Raw genomic sequence first — 23,923 nt, forward strand, 5'->3', positions numbered from 1 at the left:
GAAGGCGCTGACAATAAAGCCTATCCGCCTATACGAAGGTGTATTGCGGGGAAATTATTGGTTGGTGTAGACTTTCCTAACGCGTCAAAATCATTCAGATTTGGGCGCAGCGAAGGGTGTCAAACCCAGACAATTCACAAGGGTGCAGGCAAGGATGGCTTTACGGGTACTGATCGCGGATGACCATGACATGGTGCGCGACACGTTTACGATGTTCCTTGAAACCAGCGGGACAGCGCAAACCGTACCCGCCGGTACGCTCGACGAGGCGTTGGACGTCATGCGCCAGAAGGGGCCGTTCGACCTTGTTCTTCTGGACTACACCATGCCGGGAATGAAAGGTCTGGAAGGGCTGAAAGCCGCGCTGGAGATCAGCGGCGGCAATCCTGTCGGTATCGTGTCGGGCACCGGCACCCGCCTGATTGCGCAGCAGGCCCTGGACATGGGGGCGGCCGGTTTCCTGCCCAAGTCCATGCCGGCCAAGACTTTGGTGAACGCTGTGCGGTTCATGGCCATGGGCGAAGTTTACGCGCCCGTCGATTTCATGTCGGGCAAGGATGCGCCGGATGAGACAGATTTTGAACGCGACCTGTCAGACCGCGAGAAACAGGTGCTGCGCGGCCTGATGGCGGCGAAATCCAACAAGGAAATTGCGCTTGAACTTGATCTGCAGGAAGTGACCATCAAACTGCACGTCAAGACACTGTGCCGAAAGATCGACGCAAAGAACCGCACGGATGCGGCCATGATGGCACGCGACGCGGGCTTCGTCTGATCCCATCCGTCGGGCGTCACGGCGGGTCCCTCCCTTATACGCGTTATTGACGACTCGCGCAGGCGGGGGGCTTTGTGCCGCGCCACTGCAACCTCAGTCATAATTGCCCCCTTAGCGATCTCTTTTTGGTTTCACGAATATACACAAGGTTAGTCGACTGCCTGTGCGAAGCAGTCTTCAGCCCTTCGTCCCACCCGTTCTGGTCCGGTTTCTTGGCATTTCGGTAGGACGGCAGGGATGTCCCTCTGCCGGTTCACCGCCGGTCCAGCCCCGGCCACAGAGGGAGGCACTGATGTCTTTTTCCATCACGCAATTGAGCAAGGCCGTGGTCGCGGGCCTTGCGGTCAGCATAACCGCAAGCGCGGCATCTGCTGACGCACTTCAAAGCAACTTTTCGTTCCGTATCGTCGATGCCGATGATGCAGGGCAGGAAATTCTCGTGGAACGCAGCGCGGTCAAACCGGGCGAGGTTATCCATTACGACCTGCGTCACGAGAACAAGACCGATGACGCCATGGCCGGACTGGTCATCGCGGCGCCGGTCCCCGACGGCGTGACCATCACCTTTGACGGGCAGCACAGCTCTGTGCCTGCGGTGTTCGAAGTGCAGGCCGATCTCGACCCCGAGGCGGAAGGCCTTGAATGGTCGACGCTGCCTGCTGTGCGCATGGTCGCTGACGAAACCGGCACTCTGGTCGAGCAACCCTTGCCCGCTGACGCCATTACCGCAGTCCGGTGGAGCCTGACAGAACCGCTTGCAGGCGGTGAGACGGCTCTGAATTCCTACCGCGTCCGCGTGAACTGAGCCGGGGCAGGCGCCCCTCCCAACCATCACTCAAACCGGGAATTAACAAGTGACTTACCATTCAGCAATCCTGCGCACGTCCAGTGCCGCAGCTATTTGTGTCGCGCTTGCGGCCGTGGCAAACGCCGCCCCAGAGGCGGGCTCCGTGATCGGCAACCAAGCCGTCGCGACCTATACAAACGCCGCAGGCGACACCATCACGGTGACGTCGAACACCGTCGAAACCGTCGTTCAGCAGGTGGCAGGTGTTACCCTGACCTCTGACAACACGGAAAGCGTGGCCCCGGGTGGCAAGGCGTTCCTGCCGCATATCATCACCAACGACGGTAACGGCCCTGATGCCTTCAACCTGTCGGCGGTCGAGACCGATACCGGCGCGCTCGATACCTCGCAGTTGGTCTTCTACCCCGATGCCAACATGGATGGTGTCGCCGACAGTGCCACGCCTTTGACCGAAACGCCGGTTCTGGCACCGGGTGAGCAGTTCGGCGTCGTGATCGAGGCCACTGTGCCCTCGACCAATGCGGCGGGTGCCACCGACACCATCACGGTCACATCGACCTCGCAGTTGGACGGCACGGTTCTGGCCACCAACACCGACACGCTGACAGTGTCCAACGATGCGATCATCGAGCTGGTCAAATCCATGGTCGTTGATGCAGGTGCAAACGGCATCGTCGACGCGGGTGACACGGTCACCATTACCCTGACCTACTCGTCCACGGGCCTTGTTGCAGCGGACAACTACGTTGTGACAGACGTTCTGGATGCAGGGTTTGCCTACACCCCGGGCACCGCGCAATGGTCGGATGCGGCAGGCTTCCTTGATGACGACAACGGGTCCACCGTGGTGGATGCGACCAACGGCAACGGCGAGACCATTGCCTGGGACTACGACGATACCCAGACGGTGAACTTTAGCATCTCGTCCGTCGGGTCGGGCCGGTCCGGTAGCATCACCTTCGAGGCGACCATTGCCTCTGACGCGCAGGCAGGTGTTCTGACGAACGTCGCCACGCAAACCGTGGATGGCATCGCCTTCCCACCGTCGAACACGGCATCTGTCACTGTCGATACGCAGTATTCCGTGGCGATTGCGGACACGGCCATCGACGGGGCAGGGGCACCGGATGGCACCACGACATCGGCCACGGACGATGACACCTTGCAAAACGATGTGGTCACCGAGACCGGCGACGTGTCACAGGGCGGCACCATTCGCCATGAGTTCGTGCTGACCAACAACTCCAACGAGGCCGACAGCCTGTCTGTGGATGTTGCCAATGTGGACTTCCCCGCAGGCACCACGTTCCAGATCGTTGGCGCGGATGGTATCACGCCGGTGATCGGATCTGTCGGTCCCTTGGCGATCGGCGACAGCGCCAAGGTCACCCTGATCGCGACCCTGCCGACAGACGCCACGCCCACGGCTGCTGGTGCGACCAACTACACGGCGACCATGACCGTGACCTCGGATGCCTCCGGTGTTACCGATACCTCGACCGCCGAATTCACCGGCGCGGTTCTTGCCGCAGCGGTTGATCTCGAAAACGCGGTTGCGGGCTCCGAAGGGGACGGCGCAGCGCCGACCAACGCAGGCGCACCCTGGATCACAACCGCGACGGATCCGGCCGCACCGGTGACCTTCGACATGGTTGTGCAGAACAACGGCCCCGTGTCGGATGCCTATAACCTGTCACTTGCGCAGGCGCTGCCCACCGGCTGGACGGTGGAGTTCCGTGATGCCGATGGCACCATCGTGACCAACACCGGCACCATCCCCGCAGGCGGTCAGGATACCATCACCGTCACTGTGACCCCTTCGGCAGATGCGCCGCCCGCTGATGTGCCGGTGGACATCCAGGTGGCCAGCTCTGTGTCGGGTCAGTCGGACCGTATCGTCAACCAGATCTCGGTGAACGAAATCTATGACGTGCAGATCCTTGAAGATCAGAATGTTCAGGCTTCGCCCGGCGGCGTCGTGGACATGCTGCACACGATCACCAACGCAGGTAACGTGGACATCACCGAAGGTGCGATCACCCAGACCGGGCTGACCAACTTCTCTGGTGCGATTTTCTGGGACCAGAACGCCAACGGCGTGATCGATGCGACCGATCCGGTGATCGACAACTTCGATGATCTGACCGATGGCATTGCGGCGGGCACCAACGGTCTGGCAGTGGGTGATACCATCAGCGTGATCTACCGCGTGCAGACCCCGTCGACAGCCACGGCTGGCGTGTCCGAGACAGGCACCATTGCGGTGGCCACCTCGCTGAACGGTGCGACGGCCACGGACGCGGACACGGCCAACAACGCCAACGAAGATCGCATTGTGATCATCGCCGGTGACGTGACCCTGACCAAGTTCCAGTACATCGACGCCAACTGCGACGGCACTGTGGGCACCTTCTCCAAGGCGCGCCAGCCGGTCGAACCCGGCCAGTGCATCCGCTACCGCATCGAAGCCGAGAACACGGGCAGCTTTGCAGCCGATGATGTGACCATCTCGGATGCGGCTCCGGCCTACACCGCGATCACGAACTGCGGTGGATCTTGTGGCGAAGCGCTGTTCCCGGCTGGCAGCACTGCGACGGTCACCACCAGCGCCGTCTCCAGCGACCATGGAACGGTTCTGCCCGGTGGCATCGCAAGCCTCGAGTTCACCGTACAGGTGGATAACTAAATCCACCGCCCTGACCTCCGCCCTATTGGGCGGGGGTCATCCCCCCTCGATGGGCCCGATGGGTCCGTTTTTTCCCCTGCAGTCCGAAAGGCGAAACTGATGCGCAGTTTTATTCGCTTTGCCGGTAAGGGCGTGGCTCAGTTCCTTGGTCTTGCCGCTACCACCATTGGCCTCAACGTGATGGCCACCTCCGCGTTTGCTCAGACGTCGCTGGCAGGCAGCACGATCCGAAACGTCGCAGAGGCCACTTATTTCGATACCGGTCGCGGCATGTTCGTGCACATCCAATCCAACGTGGTCGAAGCGCGCGTCAGCGCCGTTCCCGCACTGGAGGTCACGGGGCGTGACGCGGTGGTCGTGTCGCGCGGTGGCAGGGACCAGTTTTACTTTGCCGTGGAAAACACAGGAAACGTCGATCTCGATGTTGCGCTGTCGCCGGAAATGGCGGGCGATGCAGCGGCCCTGCGCAACGGTCGCCTGTTTCATGACGTGAACGCGAATGGCGCAATCGATGCGGGCGAGCCTGAACTGCTGGCGGGTGCAGAGATGCTGATCGCACCGGGCGCGCGGGCGGCAGTGATCTTTGCCTTCGAGGCGGCGCCGCAGGCCACATCCGGTCAGATCGCACAGATGCGGTTGATGACCCGCGCCACACCGCGTCTGACGTCCAACATGGCGGGCGATGCCACGCCGCTGATGGCGATGGGCACCGCAAGCGCCGAGATTGTCAGCGCCACGCTGGAGATCGAAAAACGCCAAGCGATCATCCCGCAGGACAGCGACACGGTGATCCGCTACGATCTGCGTTTGCGCAACAACTCCGACGCGGATGTTTCCGCCTATGACGAGATCGACGGTGCAACCCTGCGCATCGATGGCGCTGTGGCGCAGGGCGTTTTGATGCGCGACGACATTCCGCTCAACGCCGGTCTGGTCGAGATCGTGGAGGCCGGTGGCACCACGCCGCTTTACCATATCCAAGGCGATGCCGCACAGGATTACACCACAACCGCGCCGACGGATCTGGCGCAGGTGGATGCGGTGGCCTTTTTTACCGCAGGCGATTTCGCCGAAGGCTTTTCTGCATCCACGGCGTTCACGGTGCAGGTCAGCGGTGATCTGGGGCCTGTGCAAATCGACAACATCGCGCGCAGCTATGTGCCCGCCTCGGGTGGGGTGTCGGCGGTGATGTCGAACATGGTCAGCTTTGACGGCAACAGCGACAGCACCGGCAGCATGAGCTTTGTCGATCCGGTGACAGCGGCTGCCATAGCAGCGGTTGATCTGGGCAATGACGTCGCGACCGAGCTTTTTGCCGGTGCCTGCAACCTGTCCGATGGCATAGACAGCATGTCCGTGACCGTGGTCAGCCATCTGACCGGCGACGTGGAAACCGTGCTGGCCTATGAGACGGCTGGCAACAGCGGTATCTTCCGCACGGCAGCCTTGCCCGTGGCTGATATGGCCTCTGCCGTGGCACAGGACGGAGTCATGGCTTCGGCACGGGGGGACCGACTGACGGCGCAGGCCCGCTGTGGCAACCGCACCCTGACCGCCAGCCTGCTGGTCGAACCGGGCAACTTTGCCTTTGATGCGATCACCAACGAAGCAGTGGCCGATGCGCCGGTGGCGTTAATCGATGCGGCCTCGGGGCGCGAAATTGCCCGCGCGCGTACCGACGAACGCGGCTACTTTGCCTTCGGGGACCAGCCGGCGGGCCGCTACACCTATGCCCTGCCGCAGGCCGCCAGCTGGAGCTTTCCGACCGTGCGCCGCGCCTTTGACGGGTTCGGGCGGACATTGACGCAGGCCGCATTCGGCGCAGCCTTTGATCACGGCGGCGGGCGGGTGTTCGAATCCGACGTGCCGCTTGATCCGTTCTACCCCGCGCCCGTGGCCCTGATCAAAGAGGCCGACCGTGACCGTGTCACCCAAGGCGGGTTTGTCACCTACACGCTGAACGTGACCAACAATATGCGACAGGCGTTGATCGGCGCCGAAATACTGGACCGCCCGCCCTATGGTGTCACTCTGGTCGAGGGGTCGGTGACATTGGATGGCGAGGTTCTGGCCGATCCTGTGCGCGACGCCCAAGGGGATCTGCGGTTCGACATCGGGGATCTGGTGCCGCTGGGCACGGCCACGCTCGAATACGTGATGACCGTCGGTGCGGCCACCCGCGAAGGGGATCTGGAAAACACCGCACTGGCCTCGGGCCGGCAGGCGGGCACCGGCGTTCTGCGCAGCTCTGCCCCCGCGCGTGCTGTTGTGCGGCTGGACAATTCTGGCGGGGTGTTTTCCCGTCAGGGCACTGTGCTGGGCACCGTGTTCATGGACTGCAACGCAAATGGTGTTCAGGATCTCGGCCCCGATCATCCCGATGAACAGGGCATTGCTGGCGTGCGTATCGTAACGCAGGAAGGGCTGTTCGTGGTGACAGACCGCGCGGGCAAATACTCGCTGCCCGGTTTGCGTCCCGTGACCCATGCCTTCCAAGTGCAAAGCGCCACTTTGCCCACGGGGACCGGGGTCATGGCGACCCGCACCAATGACCTGCGTCAGGGTGGCTCGCGCATCGTGCCTTTGCGTCGCGGCGAGCTGCGCACCGAAAACTTTGCCGTGACGGCCTGCACGCCGGAGGCGATTGCCGAAGTCGCCGCGCGTCGGGCCTATTTCGACGCAGCCAGCACGCCGCAAACCATGACCGCCGCCGATCTGCCGATCGAAGGCGCGCGTAACCCGCAACGCTCTGTCAGCTCCGAGGCGGGGGTGGCCACCACCACACAGCTGACGCCCGCCATGCTGGCCGCTGAGGCCGAGGCACAAGGCGCAGACACCCCCCGTCGCGCGCCCCTGGCCGCCAAGGCCCGACAAACCCGCCGTCCTTTGGAAAGCCTGATCCGCTCGCTGGATTCAGAGCCGGGCTTCCTTGATATCGAAGACGGTCAGGTCTTGGCGCGGCGCAGCCAGACCATCCGTGTCAAAGGCAAGGCGGATCTGACCCTTGGCCTGTTGGTGAACGGTCAGGCGCTGGGCGCGGACCGTGTGGGCGAGCAGACAAGCTGGCCCGCCCGCAATGTGCAGGCATCGGAATTTGTGGCGGTCAAGCTGCGCCCCGGTGCCAATACATTGTCCCTGATCGGGCGTGACGGTTTTGGCATCGAGCGTATGCGCCATGACATCACCGTCACAGCGCCCGGCGATCCCGCGCGGATCGACATCACCATGCCTGCCGAGGCCTCTGCCGATCCGGTCAGCATGGTGCCTGTTGTGGTGCGCCTGCTGGACGCCCGTGGCCTGCCGGTTCCGGCCTCTGCCACGGTCACACTGGATGCGGGGCGCGCCCTGTGGGACGTGGATGACATCCGCCCCGGCACGCCGGGTGTGCAGGCCTTTATCGACAATGGCGAGGCCACGTTCAACCTGATCCCGCCGCAGGTGTCCGGTGCCGATCTGGTGACCATCACCAGCGGCTTTGCCAGCGCCGAGGCGCGCATCGCCTTCACCCCCAACCTTGAAGAACGGATCATGATTGGTGTGGTCGAAGGGGCTGTGGCCCTTGGCGGGGGTGCCACCGGCCCATTGCTGCCGAAGGATCAGTTCAGCCATTTCGAGGACACCACCACCGGTCTGCGCGGCGAGCTGTATCTAAAAGGCGCGATCCGTGGCGATGCCTTGCTGACGCTGCGCTACAGCTCGGACCGCGATACCGAAGACCGTCTGTTTCGCGACATTCGCGGCGACGAATATTACCCCGTCTATGGTGACAATTCGGAACGTGGCTGGGATGCGCAATCCTCGACCAACCTGTACGTGAAGGTCGAGCGCGGCCGGTCCTACGTGCTGTATGGCGATATCGCGATCCAGCCCGAAGCGTCCTCCTTCAAACTGGGGGGCATGCGTCGGGTGGCCGCAGGCGCCAAGGCCCATTGGGAGGATGACCGCGTCTCTGTCACCGTCTTTGCGGCCCGCACGGCGCAGGAACAGCAGGTGGTGGAATTCGCAGGGCGCGGTGTGTCTGGCCCTTATGATCTGGCGCTCGGGGGCTATGTTGACGGCTCAGAACGTGTCGAAATCATCGTCCGTGACGAGGACGGCGGGGATATCCTGTCGACGACAACGCTGCGCCGCGGCACCGACTACATCCTCGATTACTTCCGCGATACGATCACCTTTGACACGCCGGTGCGCCAGTTCGATGCCGACGGCAATCCGGTGTCCGTGCGCGTGACCTATGAGGTCGAGCCAGAGGATGCAGACCGCTACTGGCTGTATGGTGGCGAGGTCAATTACGTCCTCAGCGACAGCACGCAGATCGGGGTGCGCGCCGTGCATGCGGATGCCGCCGTGGGCAACCCCGCCCGCGAGCGTCTGCAGTCGGCCTATGTGCGCCACACCACAGCGGCTGGCGGCGTCTGGGAGGCCGAGGCTGCCCGCTCAGAGGACAGCCAGCAGGTCAGCGACACGGCCTTCCGTCTGGCCTATGACATCCGCACCACCCGCGAACGGCTGTCCTTCGAGGCGCTGCACACAGGCCGTGACTTCCGCGCAGGCGGGCTTGCCCGTCCCGGCACCAGCCAGTTGCGGCTGAGCTATGGGCTGGAGCTTGACCGCAAGAGCGACCTTGAACTGTCGGCGGAATATCTGCGCGATCGCGTGTCCGACAGCACCCGCAGCACCGTCCAGGCCAGCTATGCCCGTCGTTTCAGCGACAGCTTCCGCGGCAAGATCGGGGTAGAGCTGTCCCGTCACGCGCGGGACGGTGGCGCCGAAGATCAGGCGGCCCTTCTGCTGGGCGGGCATTGGACGCCCAAGTCCCGCCCCGGCGTGGCCGTGCGCAGCGAGTTGCGCCTGCCCATCGCCGGTGAGAGGCGCGACGACGCAGAGCTGACGCTGGCCATGTCGCGCGAGGCAAAGCCGGGTTGGCGCGTGCACAACGAGATCGAGCTGACCTTTGGGGAAGACGTGATCATGACGCGGGCGCGTTTCGGCATGGAATACCAGCTCACCGAATGGCTGTCCGGGACCACCGAGTTCAGCGAGGCCGCAGGCGACAGCGAAGAGACATGGCATCAGGGGCTGTCGATTGTCTGGGACATCAACACGCTGACCACGTTGCGCGTCGATCTTGAACATTCGCGGGGCATGGACACAGGCAAAGACCGTCTGACCAGTGCAGCCTTTGGTGTCAAATGGCGCAACAGCGATGACACCGTGGTGGGGGATGCGGACTTTGACGCGACCTTCGAGGAGAGCGGAAACACCTACTATGCCTCGCTGGGCATGGCCGGTCAGGTCAACGAGGATTGGACGATCCTTGGCCGCAGCCGCATCGCCATGGATCAGCGCGACGGCAAGGATCACCTGCGCACCCGTACCCGTATCGGGGCGTCCTACCGCCCGGTGGAGGACCCGCGTCTGGATGTTCTGGCATGGTACGAACATCGCCTCGAGCAAAAGCACAACCGTTCGGAGACCCATATGTGGTCTGTCGATGCCAGCTATGAGGCGGATGACGACATCCGTCTGAACGGCAAATACGCAGGTCAGCATCAGCGGCTGTCAGGCGATGGTTTCGAGGCAGAGTCCACCACACAGCTTGTGCAGGCGGGCGCCTATTTCGATCTGCTCGACGACCGGATGCAACTGGGCGTGAACGCGGCCCACCTGTGGGACAGCCACGGTGGCAGCACCACGGGTCTTGGCGCAGAGCTGGGCGTGTCGCTGGCCAAGGGAACTTTGCTGGCGGTCGGCTACAATGCGGTGGACGCCCGCGTCAAAGGTCTGGGCGATCTGTATCAGGAGGGGGCCTACTTCCGGTTCAACCTGTTGCTGGATGAACGCCTGTGGGACCGTTTGGATGGATTTCTTGGCAACTGATTGAACCTGAGCGTTGCCAAGAACAGGGCCACGTCGCGAAGCGCATCCGTGACGTGGCCCGCTTTATGTCCCGCCCGCCGGTATCCTGTCCGGTCTCTGTGGGGGATGGCGCTATACGATGGTGTGTTTGCTTCCCTGTATGCCCCGCCCGCCTGCTTTCCAGGCTTTTCTAGAATGATCCGGCACTCAGTTGGTTCAGGAGTACGGAGTAATGTTCAAAAGGGTTTTGACCGCATCGATTGTCTCAGCCGTCTGCATGGCCTCTATGGGGGGCGCGCAGACGCAAGACGGGACAGAGTTCGACATGGCCGCGATCACAAGCGATGGCCGCATTCACTTTGGTCTGGGGCTTGACGGGGAGGCCACGCCGATCCTGATCGATATGCCAGAGGTCGTGGCATACTCTGGGTCAGGGCGCGCGCCCTTCGTGTCATCGCGCGCAGGCGGGCCGGATGCGCAGTTGCGCCATCTGATCGCCTATGCCGAGGCCGGAATGGCCGGATACGATGCCGTGCAGCTTGGCGCGCGCCGTCTGCCGCCAAAGCTGCCTACGCAGATGACGGTGCAGGAAATTTTCCAATGGATCTACGCCACGCCGGGGCAACCGCATGCGATTGGTCGCTATCAGTTCATCCCGTCTACGCTGCGCAGCCTGTTGTCGCGCGCAGGTGTCGCCCCGACAGAGTTGTTCTCTCCGCAGCTTCAGGACCATCTGGCGAATATCTTGCTTGATGACGCAGGCTACGGCGCTCTGATGGCGGGGAAGATATCCCGCGAGCGGTTCATGTATAACCTCGCAGGGATCTGGGCGGGGCTGCCGCTGCCGTCCGGCAAATCACGCTATCACAACTATGCGGGCAACCGTGCCACCATCAGCTGGCAGACCTTTGACGCGGAAATGACGCGGATCTTCGCCGCCCGCTGACTGCCCGTAACCGCATGATTCGCCTTATGTTAGCGCCACCCTTTCAGGGTGGCGTTTTGCGTATGGCGGCACCCGAAACCGGCGCCCTGTCGAGAGCGGGCGGCGATAAATCAGTACGTCGGATCATTCCCTGTATATCGTCCTATACCTCGGGATACATTCCATGCGCTGAATGTCGACGGACCTTAATCACCCCACCTGATTAATTCAGAGTTGAAAGACGTGACCCGGGTTCAAGGTCACACAGCCGGACATTGAAAAACAGTTCAAATGCCATCGCAGACTCCGTCTGCGGTGACCGGGGGTCGCATGTCTTTCGCTTTGGATGGAGATGGGCATGAGACTGTTTTTGCGCAATTTTTTCAGAAATAATGATGCGGACGCCCTGGCCTCCTTGCGGGCTGGCAGGGGTGACGGACAGCGCTCTGCCCCAGAGCAGGAGACCGCGCAGGACGCACCTGTATCTGCACGCATAGATCCCGCACCGGTCTCACTTCGCAGCCTTGCCGCACAACCGGGGGGGGCCTCGAATGCAGAGGTCGAAAGCCTCGGGCGTATGACCACCTCGGGCGAGGAAGCGGTGGACAGTCTCTTTGGTGGCAACATTTTGGCCCCACGCGGCGAGATGACCGGCGAAGGCTCCTATGCCGATCTGGTTGACGATCTGGGGGTGACGGACCTGCGTTACCCCGGCGGATCGCTTACCGAAGAATACTTTGACATTCGCGACCCCGACCGCGCGGTCGTCACCGGCAACGAAAATGGCGTCACCGCTGACTTTATTCCGATCTCGGAATTCATGGCCGCCGCCGAAGAGATGGGCCAGCCTGTCACACTGGTGGTGCCGACCCGCACGCAACTGTCGGACAGGACCGATGCCAATGGCGACCGTCTTACCGATATCGACGAAGAGGCGCTGCGCGATTTCGTCTATGACACAGTGACCGGCGTGTATGGCGACGTCGAGATCCAGGCCTTCGAGATCGGCAACGAATACTGGGGCTCGGGGCGGATGAACTCCGCTGAATACGGTCGCCTGTCTGCGGAGATGACAGAAATCATCGACAGCGAACTGCAGCTGATCGCCGACACGCTGGGGACAGAGGTCGACACCAGCATCGTGGTGCAGGTGGGGACGAACTTTGATCACGCCTCGCTCAGCCGTGTTTACGACGGCATGTCAAATGACGAGGTCATCGATGATCTCAACGACAAATACGATCTTGGTCTGGATGACAGCATCATTCGCGGCTCCGGTGTGCCGAACTGGACCGAGATTTCCAACGAGATCATCATGTCCTTCTATGAGGATGGCACCATCGATGCGCTCGACGGGATTGTGGCGCATGTCTACTCCAAAGAGCCCGCGCTGGACGGTCAGCGGTCCTTTCAGCTCAACACGATCAAGGACACATGGGGCGACGAATTTCCCGATGCGGATCTCGATATCTATGTGACGGAATGGAACGTCTCCGGCGCGTCGCGGCTGTTCGACCGCAACGAGGATTTCGGCCTGTTCCAGTCGCATGAAATGCTCAACATGATCGAGGAGTTCATGTACAGTGGGGTGGACGTCGCCCACGCATGGCCCTTGTTGCAGAACACGTCGAATGCCTTTTCCAAAGGGTTCGAGCATGTGGAGCTGACGCCTGCGGGCAAGATGTTCAATCTGATGTCGTCGCACATCCCGGGCAAGTCCATGATCGATTTTGACGCGAATGATCGCGACACCGAAGAAGAGCTGGCCCATGCGGATCTGCACGGCTTTTACGGCGACGGCGATCTGGCCTTGTTTCTGGCCTCGACGGCGGATGGGACGGAAACCACCCGTGTCGATCTGGGCAGCATTCTGGACGGCTCCGATACGGCGCAGTTCCAGATCCTTGGCGTGGCGGCGGGCGATGCACCGGGCAGCAATTCCTCCGAAGGTGTGATCCGCACCCTGTCCGCTGACGATGTGATGACCGGCTCTGTGTTAGAGGTGACATTGCAGCCGGGAGAGATTCTGGTGGCAAGCTTTGATGACATCGATCCGGCCCGCGAATTTGCGCCGCTGGCTCGCGCGATTGATACCGACAGCGCGCCAGTGGCCGTCTCGGAGGAGGCAGAGGTGACACCGTTGCGCGCAGCCCCCGAACCCGAAGGGATGCGCCCGCGCCCTGACCGTGAGGATGGCGTTTTGAAAGGCACCCGTGGCGACGACACGCTGATCGGCGGTGACCGCAACGATAAGCTGAAAGGCGGGGAGGGCGATGATCTGGTGCGTGGCGGTGGCGGGCGTGACCGTTTGGCTGGTGGCGACGGTGATGACCGGCTCGAAGGTCAGCGCGGCGATGACCTGCTGAAGGGCTGCGATGGAAAGGACACTCTGTTCGGCGGCTCTGGCGACGACACGCTGAAAGGCGGCGCTGGTGGCGACTGGCTGGACGCTGGCTCTGGAACCAATGTCATCCTGACAGGTTTTGGCCGTGATACCGTCTCGATCGAGGACCGTGGAGACGCGTTCGAGACCCGTGTGACGGATTTTACTCTGGGTCGTGACAGTCTTCGTATCCGGTCCGACGATGTCGAGGATGCGGATGATCTGTCGCTGCGTTTCACCGGTGAAGAGCTGATCATGACGCTGGCAGGTGACGAAAACCGCCGGATCGTTCTTGAAGGCGATTACGACGAAGATGAATTCTGGGACAGCGGAAGCCTGAACATCGCGTAAACCTATTTGCGCGAAAAGCCGGCGAGGCACGGCTGCCCCTGTCAGAAACATCATAACCGTTCGGACAGGGGCCCACCCAGGAAGACAGGAAATCGCCCGCAGGTATCAGGGATGACCCAAATGTTGGTGAACGTATCAACAAGAATACATTCATTAACCGCAATCCACCGCGCCTGATTGCCAGTTCTATGGTTTCTAAACTTAACCCAACCACAGGAGGACGACATGACACCACCGTCTCGGCTTTCACCTCTGGATCTTGGGCAGACGTCATTTCGACAAGGGCAGAATATTTTGGGACTTTATTCAGACGCAAGCAGCGGCACGGATCAGATTGTGGGCAAACGTCTGCGGCCGCGTGTTCTGGTGGTCGAGGATTCCGAGGTGTTCCGCTACATCCTTCGCACGTTGTTTGAACAGGCGGGCTTCGACTATTTCGATGCCCGTGACGGGGTTGAGGGGGTCGAGGTTTTCGATCGCACCCGCCCCGATATCGTTTTCACCGACTACAACATGCCGCGCATGAACGGCTTGGGCCTGATTTCGGCCATCCGCCGTAATGCCGCCGGCCGGTCTGTTCCGATTTTCGTTCTGTCCAGTGAACCCGCGAAGGCGCCCCGTGGCGATATTCTTGATGCGGGGGCAAACGGTTGGATCGACAAGCCGTTCGAACCGGCGGCCCTGGTAAACATCAGCCGTTGCCTGATCAAGTCGCAGTCCCGCGTGAACCGCCGGCCCAAGCAGCGTGGCCTGAACATCCCCCCGCTTCAGACCCGGGACTAAGCTGACCACCTGCGCCCCGGTCGGGGGCGTCGTATGAGACCGTGCATCACCGCGCAAGGGCTGTCCTTGGCGCGGTTTTTGTTTGCCGGTGTCATAACGAAAAAAAGCCGCACCAAGCGGGGGCTTGGTGCGGTGTAGTAACGGTCCCCTGGGACAATGGATCAAGCGGTTCAATCCATTGGGGCTCCGCTGTGTGGATGCGTCAATGACGGTCCAGCACCTGAGCAGGATAGCGCCGCGTGGGCACCATGCCGGGCTGCCCGCGCATGGCCTTTCGCAGACTGGCCAGCGCGACCGGTAGGATGAACCCGACGGCGCTAAACATGGATGCAAAGAAGTAGGCAGGGACGATGGGAACGCCCGCCATCAAGAGCAGTCCAAAGACCGAAAACCCTACAGTGAGCGTGCACATCAGGCCCGCAGCGAGGGGGGGATTCTCGTGAGTGGTGTAGAATTCGTGGTCCATGAGCTGTCTCGCTATTTGCATCGTGATCTCACCCTAGACGGCAAATGCGCAGCCGGTGTGCGTTCCGAAGCATTGCGGGACCTGCCCGACGACTAGCGCACTATCCTTTCGGTTAAGACCTGTTGGCGGACAGGGCAGGGGGTGGGGGCGCATATGCGAAAGCATATCGGCGTACACTTGAGCGCGCCGCCCCTGTCTGACTACACCACAGGCAGATCAGCCAATGCGTGCGAAGTCTGGAACCGGTCGTTCGCGTAACCACAGCCGGTCGCGCAACCCGTTTCACAGACGACAAAACGAGGTTGGTTCATTGATGAAATTGTTTTCAGGACGTCATGGCGTCAAAGCGGCGCTTGCCGCGACGGCGTTGAGCCTTATGCCCACGGGTGCGCTGCACGCGGGGGATTTTGCACTGGACCTCAGCACTTTTGATTGGCCTGCGGGCAACCAGGGGCCATTGGTGCGGACCTTGCGCGACCAATACGGGTTTCAGGTCGATGGCACGGTGACAATCACCGGCAATCTTCAAACGTACCCGGATGCCAGCAATGGCAATGCGCCCACGCCGACCCCTGACGATGTCGACATCTTTGGCGGCAATGCCGAGTCGCTGATCATCATCGGGGATGCGCCCCGCAATCGCGGTGAGCGCGGGGATGACCGGATCGTTGCAACCGTGTCTGCCAGTTCTGGCGGCGTGTCGGTGCAGGTTGATAATCTGGTGGTTGATATTCTCGACATCGACCCCACGGACAATAACTCAACTGGCGATCGATGCGATTTCGTCACGGCCTTTGGTGACAATGGCAACCCGACGTTAAGCACGGTTGGCCCCGCGCCGACTTTGATCGTCGGTCCCGGTCTCGGCTCTGGTGATACAGGGCTTTTGGCCGCGAACGAGGCGCAGTGCCGTTTTATTGATGGGGGGGCTGTTGTGTCTCCGACGTCGAACAACGACACAAACGGGACCTTGCGGCTGAACTATCCGAACGGCACGTCGACGATGACGATCTGGTATGACGAAAGCATCGGCGAGGTGCGCAGCTACTATGATCCGCAAACCTTGCCGTATGATCCGCAGGCGCGCGGTATTGGTCTGTTTGCCAATGTGACGTTTACCACGGACCAAAGCATCACCCTGACGCGCAACACTTCGCCCAGCTCGGCGCTGCAGGGGGATCGCATTACCTTTGTCTATACCGTCACGAACAACGGCAGCCTTCCGTTCAATACCTCGCAGGATGTGGTGATCGAGGATGATCTGCTTGGCACCGTCACCTGTCCGGCGATCAGCGCACCGGTGGCACCGGGGGGTCAGGTTGTCTGTACCGCCGATTACACCGTGTCGGCCGCGGATGTGCTGACAGGGGCGATCGACAGCACCGCGACCGCAGGCATCGGCCTGATCGGTCAGCCCTTCGTGTCGCGTCTGCAATCCAACCCCGAGAACGCCAGCATCATCACCAATGTGCTCAGCGCGGACACAGGCCCGCGCACCTGTACGCCGCAGTCGGTCTTTGCCCAGCCGCGCACCCAGCTTGCGGGATCGGGCAGTGCGGCGGCGCTGACCACCTCGGATATCTTTGTGTTCGATAACGTGACGCAGGACATCAACGGCAATGATCTGGACGTGGTGTTCCAACTGACCGAGATCTCGGACGCAACCGATGTGCGGCTGACGGCAAACGCGGTCGAGGCGCAGATGATCCCCGGGGATGAGGGATTTGTGACGTACAGTCTGCGGTTGGTGCAGGATGGCAGTGCGACGGCGGGCACGCCGCTGGGCACAGCCGTCGATCAGGCCCGCATCAACGGTGTCATTGTCCAGCAGACCGATGTGGACAGCCGCGCCGCTGGTGATGACAGCACGGCGGTTGTTGGCCCCTTGGTGGCACCGGATGCGGTGTCCTACTTCAACACGGCACCTTTGGTTGGCTTTGCCTCTGGCGGACAAGCCATCGCCATGGACCCGGCCAAGGCTGGCGACCCTGCCAATTGGCTGGATGAGACAAACGAGACCAGCTTCGACAACTATGCGACCTATGAATACAGCGGTTTTGTCGAGGCAGAGTTCATCCACGGCTATGCAGGGGCTTCCGCCGTCAGCGACCGCCGCGCGGCATCGACGCTGCTGTGTGCGATCACCAATGTCTCGCCGAATGTGGTGGCGGAAGATGATGACTATACCGCCACGCCGCTGAACACACTGGTGGGCGGCACGGCGGGAGAGGTCTATGCAAACGATACGGTGAACGGTCTGCCCGCCACGGTGCTGAATGCCGATCTGACGGTGATCACACCCGCCACACCGCAAAGCCCCGGCGACCTTGTGCCGTTTCTGGAAACCAGCGGGCTGGATGAGGGACGTGTTGTCGTGCCTGCCAATGTGCCCGCTGGCGACTATGAAATCGCCTACGAGCTGTGCGACGCCTTCGATCCGCTGCAATGTGATCGCGCGACCGTCATGGTCACGGTGTTCGAGGGGCTGGGGCTGGACTTTGGCGATGCGCCGATCACCTATCTGCCCGCCTCTCACCGGGTGGACGCGGTGCCCACTGTGTACCTTGGTGCGATCCCGCCGGATATCGAACCGCTGCCACAATCGGATGCGACAGCGACGGCGGATGATTTGCTCGACATCGACGACGAAGACGCTGTGCTGTTCCCTGTTTTGACCCAAGGGATGATCAGCACCCTGAACATCCCTGTCACCGGCAGCGGGTATTTGCAGGCGTGGATCGATTTCAACGGTGACGGCCTGTTCGAGGAAACCTTGGGCGAACGCATTGCCCAGGATCTGCAGGATGACGGGACCGGCTTCGACAATACAGCAGGCGACGGTGTGATTCAGGTCGACGTGAGCGTGCCGTCGGATGCCACCACATCGACCACCTATGCGCGCTTCCGCTATGCCAGTGCGCTTGGCACACCTGTTGCCGGTTTCGCGATTGATGGCGAAGTTGAGGATTATTCACTGCTGATTGTCGCCGCCGATCTGGTTGACCGCGGCGATGCGCCTGCCAGCTATGGCGATCCGCGCCATATCGTTGTGCCCACGATCTATCTTGGCGCGGGCCTGCCCGACACAGAGATCACGCCGCAAAACAGCGAGCTGGCAGACGGCGACGATCTTTCCGGGATAGATGACGAGGATTCAATCGCCGAGTTTCCGGTGCTTGAGGCAGGCAGCACCGTCTCGCTGACTGTGCAGACCCATGAACTCCTGTCTGATACTTATGACGCGGGGGTGCCGGTGCTGACACCCGGTATCACCAACCTGCAGGTCTGGATCGATTGGAACCAAAATGGCGTGTTCGATGTCGGTGAACAGGTGGCCGCAGACTACCGCGACGGCGGCACGGGGGATACCGATGGCGTTTTCAACAATCAGATCACGCTCAACATCAACGTGCCGAACACCATCAACAGCGGCTATACATACGCACGGGTCCGTTGGTCGACCACCAGCGGACTGGTCGCAGATGCTTTCGACGGTCTGAACCTCGACGGCGAGGTCGAGGATTACTACGTGCGCCTCTCAAACAATGCCGTGCCTTTCGTCTGCGACGGTACGCTCTATCGCATTGTGGGGGCGGGCAACTCGCGACTTCAGGAACTGGTGTTTTCACCGGACGGCTCTGGCGGCTACACTATCTCGGATAACGATGTGGGTACGCCAGCGGCGGATGAGTACAACGCGGCCTGGGGGTACAATGCGCTAGACGGGTTGTTCTATGGTGTCGATAACGGCAACCGTGACCTTGTGCAGTTGGATTCACTGGGCAATTTCAGGATTGTTTCTACCATTCCCGCGACTGCCACGGTGGGTAGCAATGCCGGCGACATCATGTCCAACGGGGTGATGATCTACCGCGTCAGCGCGGGTGGTGCTTTCCAGCTGCTGGATCTCAGCGATCCGCTCAACCCGGTAGACTTGGGGCAGCTTACCTTCTCGGAGCCGCTTACCGTTGCCGATTTCGCATTCAACCCTAACGACGGGATGTTCTACGGAATCAATAGCACCACAGACCGGCTGTTCTACTTCGACCCAAATGGCGGCACAGCCGGCAGCACCTCGATTGTCGACTTTGGCCCGGCGACCTACACATCAAGCTATGGCGCGGTGTGGTTTGATGCCTCTGGGCGGTTCTATGTCCAAGAGAATTTCGGCAATCAGATTTTCGCGGTCAATGTGGGGTTTGAGGGTGACGGTGATGGCAGCGCAACGCTGATTGATACGCTGACCTTGGGCACGGACAACCGCGTAGATGCGGCGGCTTGCCCCTCGACCAACGGTCCCCTGCCGCCCGAAGGGTCGATTAGCGGGCTGGTGTTCGAAGATCGCAACTTCTCGGGCACGCCCGATGGCTCGGCGACCGAGCCGGGCATCCCGAATGTCACCGTATCGGCCTACGATATCAATGGAACACCAAGCGATCCAACGGATGATACGTTCATTCAAAGCGCGCAGACCGACGCCAGCGGGGGCTATCTTTTTGAAGATATCTCGGCGCGGATCGTGTATCGGATCGAAGTGAGCGAAACCGATCCGAATTTGCCATCGGGTTCTGTGTTCACCACTGAAAATCCTTACCAGCCGGTTCGGGTGACAGCGGGCAGCACGACAAGCGGATACGATTTTGGTGTTGCCACGGCGGTTGACCTGTCGCTGACCAAGGAAGCGTTTGACACCTCGGGCGCGCCGATCGGCCTTGCCCCGGCCAATACAGAGATCGACTTTGTTTTGTCGGTCACCAACGACGGGCCGTCTGCTGCAACTGGTGTGCAGGTGCGTGATTTGATCCCCGATGGCTACAGCTACGTGTCGGACACAGCGGCCACGCAGGGCGACAGCTATGACGCAGGCACCGGGGTCTGGGATCTGGGCGACATCGCCAGCGGGACAACCGAAACCCTGACCATTCGGGTGACGATGAACCAGACCGGCGATCACACCAATCTGGCAGAGATCATCGCCTCCGATCAGGCGGACCCTGACAGTGACCCGTCCGTGGGGGCGGTCACCGACGATCTGTCCGACGGGATTGCCGATGATGACGAGGCCAGTGCCACCGTGGTCTTTGACGGCAATGGAGCGACCTTGTCGGGGGTGGTGTTCCTTGACCATGGGGGCGGTTCTGGCACCGCTTATGACGGCCAGCAGGCCGCAGAGGAGCCCGGCACCGCCGCCGCGCGGATCGAGTTGTTGAATTCCGCAGGCACCGTCGTTGCCGCGCCGGTTGTCGCGGCGGATGGCAGCTGGACCGTCACATTGCCGGAGAACTACTTTGACCGCCTCACGGTGCGCGTCATCCCCAGCGACGGGTACTCGCTGGTGTCAGAGGATCCGCGCAGCCTGCCGGGTCTGAGCAATCCTGATCCACGCGATGGCAGCTACAGCTTTCAGCCGGGGCAGGGGGCTGACTACACCGATCTGCGGTTCGGTCTGATCCAGGAGGCCCGGTTGACCGAAGACCAGCAGGCCGCCATCCGCGCCGGACAGGTGGTCTCGCTGCGGCATGACTATGTGGCTGATGCCGAAGGCACGGTCAGCTTCAGCACCGCTGTGGTGGACGAAACCACGCCGGGTCTGTTTGCCACGGGGTTGTTCTATGATCCGGCCTGCGACGGGACGGCGGTCACGCCTGTGAGCGATCCCGTTGCGGTGTCTGCAGGGACGCGGATCTGTCTGGTGGCACGTGTCACCGCCTCGGCGGCGGCTGCTCCGGGGGCGCGGGTTGCCTTTGATGTCATCGCCCAGACCACCTATGGGGCGACCGGCCTAACCGAAGAGGACCGCAACACCGATACCGTGCGGGTCGAGGGGTCCGAGGGGCGGCTGGAACTGCGCAAAACCGTGCGGAACCTGACGCAGGGCACCGCCGAAGGGGTCAGCAATGGCGCAAGCCTTGGGGACGTGCTGGAATATCGCATCTATCTGGACAATCCCGGCAGCTTGCCCGCGACCCAGATCGTGATCCATGACCGCACGCCGCCCTACACAGAGCTGGCCGCCGCCATTCCGTCGCCGGTGAATGTGGGATCTGGCGTGGTATGCACGCTGGCCCAGCCTGCCACAAACACGGCGGGGTACGCGGGCGCACTGCAATGGGATTGCACCGGCACATACGAACCCGGTGAGACAGGGTCAGTCAGCTTTCAGGTGGCCATCTCGCCCTAAGATGGGCTGACGCCCAGTGGCCATCCATGACCGCTGTGCGGTCCGGGATTTTGGCGGCCCAAAGACGATCCGCATGGCGCGGGTCGTCTATTTTGTTGCGCGTAAGGCTATGCACAGGGTGGCGTGATGCCTGTCGAGAAGGCGCGGCGCTTTGCTCAAAGGACTTGATCGCTGGTAATAGTAATGTCTAATGTGTGCATTGGACATATTTGAGACATTGGGTTGATGACAGATTTTATCGGCATGGCGCTGACTGGCAGCTCAGCGGGCTGTGTGTCAGCGCTTTGCGCTGTGACCGGACCGGAGCCATCGCAATGACAGACCGCTACGCAAGCCTTTCGGATCTCTCACAGTTTTGCGATAAAGTGCTTCGCGCCGCTGGTGCAGACGCCCCAAGCGCTGCCGCTGCCACCCGTGCGATGCTGCACGCCAGCCGCCTTGGCGTGGACAGCCACGGCGTTCGCCTTTTGCCGCATTACGATATGGTTTTGCGCGGCGGACGGGTAAACGGCACGCCGCGCACAAGGTTTGACCGGACCCGAGCCGGATCGGGGTTGCTGGATGCGGATAACGGGCATGGTGCCTTGGCCGCTTATACCGCGAGCGATTTTGCCTGCATCCTTGCGCGCGAGGCGGGCATCGGCGCGGTCGGCATTCGCCGCACGTCGCATTTCGGACCCGCGGGCGCCTACGCGCTGGCCATGGCAGAGGCAGGGATGATCGGGATTGTCATGTGCCATTCCGACAGCTTTGTGCGTCTGCATGACGGGGCGGAACGGTTTCATGGCACCAATCCGATTGCCGCTGCTGTGCCTGTCGCGGGCGACCGGCCTTGGCTGCTCGATATGGCGACCAGCGCGGTGCCCTACAATCGGGTGCAGTTGTACAAATCTCTGGGGCGCGCACTGCCGGACCATACGGCATCAGATGCGCAAGGTGTTGATACGCCGGACCCGAACGCGGTCGATATGCTGGCGCCCATGGGCGGCGAATTCGGCTTCAAGGGGGCAGGTCTTGCGGGGCTTGCGGAAATATTCTCGGCCATTCTGACAGGCATGAAAATCGGCCCCGAGATCCTGCCGATGGCCGGTCCGGATGTGTCGACGCCCCGTGAGATGGGCGCATTCGTGATCTGTATCGACCCCGACGGGTTCATCGGAGGCGAGATGCTGCGCGCAGGCATGCTGCATTACATGGAGACTTTGCGCAGCAGCGCGGCCCGCGCGGGGGCACGGGTCATGGCACCCGGAGATCGGGAATGGGCCGAGGCCGACCGCCGCGACAAGGCAGGTGTTCCGGTCGATCCGGACACCGCCCGCGCCTTTGGCCGTCTTGCCGAACTGGCCGACATTGCGGTGCCTTTTGCAAAGGCCGGTGTGACGTGCGGCTAAGCACACAGGCCTCTTAGCAAAATAACGGGAGGGGAAATCATGGTGAAAACGGTGCAGGGCGCGCGCGCAGGGGTGGCCCTGATCGGCGCAGGAATGATCGCCAAAACGCATGTGGCCGCGCTGTCCGCGGCGCAGGACAAGGCGGATTTGCGTAAAATCGTCTCGCGCAGGCCAGAGCGGGCCACCTATCTGGCGGAGTATTATGACGGCTGCGCCCCGGACTTTACCGCTGATCTGTCCGCTGTCGCAGAAAACCCGGACATTCCCGTGGCCATCGTGGCCACGCCGCCCAGCGTCAGAAAAGACGTGATCGAGGTGCTTGCGGCCTCCGGCACACATATCCTGCTCGAAAAGCCGCTTGGCCGGAACCCGGAGGAAGCGCGCGAGGTTGTGGACATCTGCGACCATGCGGGCGTGACCTTGGGTGTCTTGTTCCAGCACCGCATGCGCGCCCCGTCAGTGGCGGCCACCCGCCATGTGGCCAGCGGTGCGCTGGGCGCGCTGGGCCTGGTGGAAATTGCCGTGCCGCTTTGGCGCGATCAGGCCTACTATGACGAGCTTGGCCGCGGCACCTATGCCCGTGATGGCGGTGGTGTCATGATTACAAACGCGATCCATTCTATCGATCTGGCGCTTAGTCTGACCGGCCCCGTGACGCGCGTTCAGGCCATGACCGCGACAACACCGCTACACCGGATGGAGGCCGAAGATTTCGCCGTGGCGGGCTTGCGGTTTGCCTGCGGTGCGGTCGGCTCGTTTGCCGCCAGCACGGCCATGTACCCGCATCGCACCGAGGTCATCCGGCTCCATTTCCAGAATGCCAGCCTGAAGCTGGATAAGGATTCGCTTGAAATCAGTTGGCGCGAGGGACGTGTCGACGTCGAAGCCAAGGACGACGCCCCCCGCAAGGTCAATCCGCTGCTGGGTGGCAAACACGAATGGCATCAGGCCGTCATAGAGGATTTTATCAAGGCCATCCGGACCGGCGGCAAACCTATGGTCACAGGGCACGAAGCATTGGTGTCGCACGACCTGATCACGGCAATCGAAACCTCGTCGCGGACCGGACGCCCAGTTGAACTGGGCAACTGATTGATGGGCCACATTCAGACGGTACGGTCGGCTCAGGACACATAGCCAATAGATGACCGATGCGGCGACAACGATTTCGGCGAAGAAGGCCTTAGGGTCAGGCCCCATCGATTTCCCGGTATCAGCGTGATTCACGGCTCGAAAATCGAGCGGTGAACATGTCTGATCTCTTCTGGTTGAGTGATGCGCAGATGGCGCGTCTGGAGCCTTTCTTTCCGAAGTC

General features: G+C 61.7%; 11 protein-coding genes. 10 read left to right on the plus strand and 1 reads right to left on the minus strand.

The genetic code is table 11. The features are described from left to right. Positions 1–154: 154 nt before the first annotated feature. The 7 genes from ACN5AZ_RS10610 (at position 155) to ACN5AZ_RS10640 (ending at position 14,570) form a co-directional block, all read left to right on the plus strand. The gene (locus ACN5AZ_RS10610; protein WP_419428849.1) at positions 155–775 is read left to right on the plus strand and encodes a response regulator; all 621 of its coding nucleotides are present in this window, start codon (positions 155–157) and stop codon (positions 773–775) included. Positions 776–1,067: 292 nt separating this feature from the next. After that, positions 1,068–1,580: a hypothetical protein gene (locus tag ACN5AZ_RS10615; protein ID WP_419428850.1), complete on the plus strand. Its 513-nt coding sequence runs from the start codon at positions 1,068–1,070 to the stop codon at positions 1,578–1,580. A 115-nt stretch (positions 1,581–1,695) separates the two neighbouring features. After that, positions 1,696–4,269 (plus strand): beta strand repeat-containing protein, encoded by a 2,574-nt coding sequence (locus tag ACN5AZ_RS10620; RefSeq protein ID WP_419428851.1) that lies wholly within the window; start codon positions 1,696–1,698, stop codon positions 4,267–4,269. Positions 4,270–4,368: 99 nt separating this feature from the next. After that, positions 4,369–10,149, plus strand: a complete 5,781-nt coding sequence (locus ACN5AZ_RS10625; protein WP_419428852.1) for a hypothetical protein — start codon at positions 4,369–4,371, stop codon at positions 10,147–10,149. A gap of 211 nt (positions 10,150–10,360) precedes the next feature. Next, positions 10,361–11,074 carry a hypothetical protein gene (locus tag ACN5AZ_RS10630; RefSeq protein WP_419428853.1) on the plus strand — a complete coding sequence of 238 codons (714 nt, stop codon included), beginning with the start codon at positions 10,361–10,363 and terminating at the stop codon, positions 11,072–11,074. A 337-nt stretch (positions 11,075–11,411) separates the two neighbouring features. Beyond that, complete coding sequence (locus ACN5AZ_RS10635; protein WP_419428854.1) at positions 11,412–13,787, plus strand: calcium-binding protein; 2,376 nt, start codon at positions 11,412–11,414, stop codon at positions 13,785–13,787. A gap of 294 nt (positions 13,788–14,081) precedes the next feature. Further along, a complete protein-coding gene (locus ACN5AZ_RS10640; protein ID WP_419428855.1) occupies positions 14,082–14,570 on the plus strand; it encodes a response regulator in 489 nt (162 codons plus the stop codon). Between the two features lie 202 nt (positions 14,571–14,772). Here ACN5AZ_RS10640 and ACN5AZ_RS10645 read toward each other — a convergent pair whose 3' ends face one another. After that, a complete protein-coding gene (locus ACN5AZ_RS10645; protein ID WP_419428856.1) occupies positions 14,773–15,036 on the minus strand; it encodes a hypothetical protein in 264 nt (87 codons plus the stop codon). 313 nt (positions 15,037–15,349) lie between these two features. On the opposite strand from ACN5AZ_RS10645, the gene ACN5AZ_RS10650 reads away from it, so the two are divergent. From ACN5AZ_RS10650 to ACN5AZ_RS10660, 3 genes are all read left to right on the plus strand, one after another. Beyond that, positions 15,350–21,217, plus strand: coding sequence for a GEVED domain-containing protein (locus tag ACN5AZ_RS10650; protein WP_419428857.1), 5,868 nt, complete (start codon positions 15,350–15,352; stop codon positions 21,215–21,217). A 314-nt stretch (positions 21,218–21,531) separates the two neighbouring features. Continuing rightward, positions 21,532–22,608: an Ldh family oxidoreductase gene (locus ACN5AZ_RS10655; RefSeq protein ID WP_419428858.1), complete on the plus strand. Its 1,077-nt coding sequence runs from the start codon at positions 21,532–21,534 to the stop codon at positions 22,606–22,608. 39 nt (positions 22,609–22,647) lie between these two features. Further along, complete coding sequence (locus ACN5AZ_RS10660) at positions 22,648–23,700, plus strand: Gfo/Idh/MocA family protein (RefSeq protein WP_419428859.1); 1,053 nt, start codon at positions 22,648–22,650, stop codon at positions 23,698–23,700. Positions 23,701–23,923 lie beyond the last annotated feature (223 nt).

Source organism: Sagittula sp. SSi028 (assembly GCF_048553715.1).
Lineage (GTDB): Bacteria > Pseudomonadota > Alphaproteobacteria > Rhodobacterales > Rhodobacteraceae > Sagittula.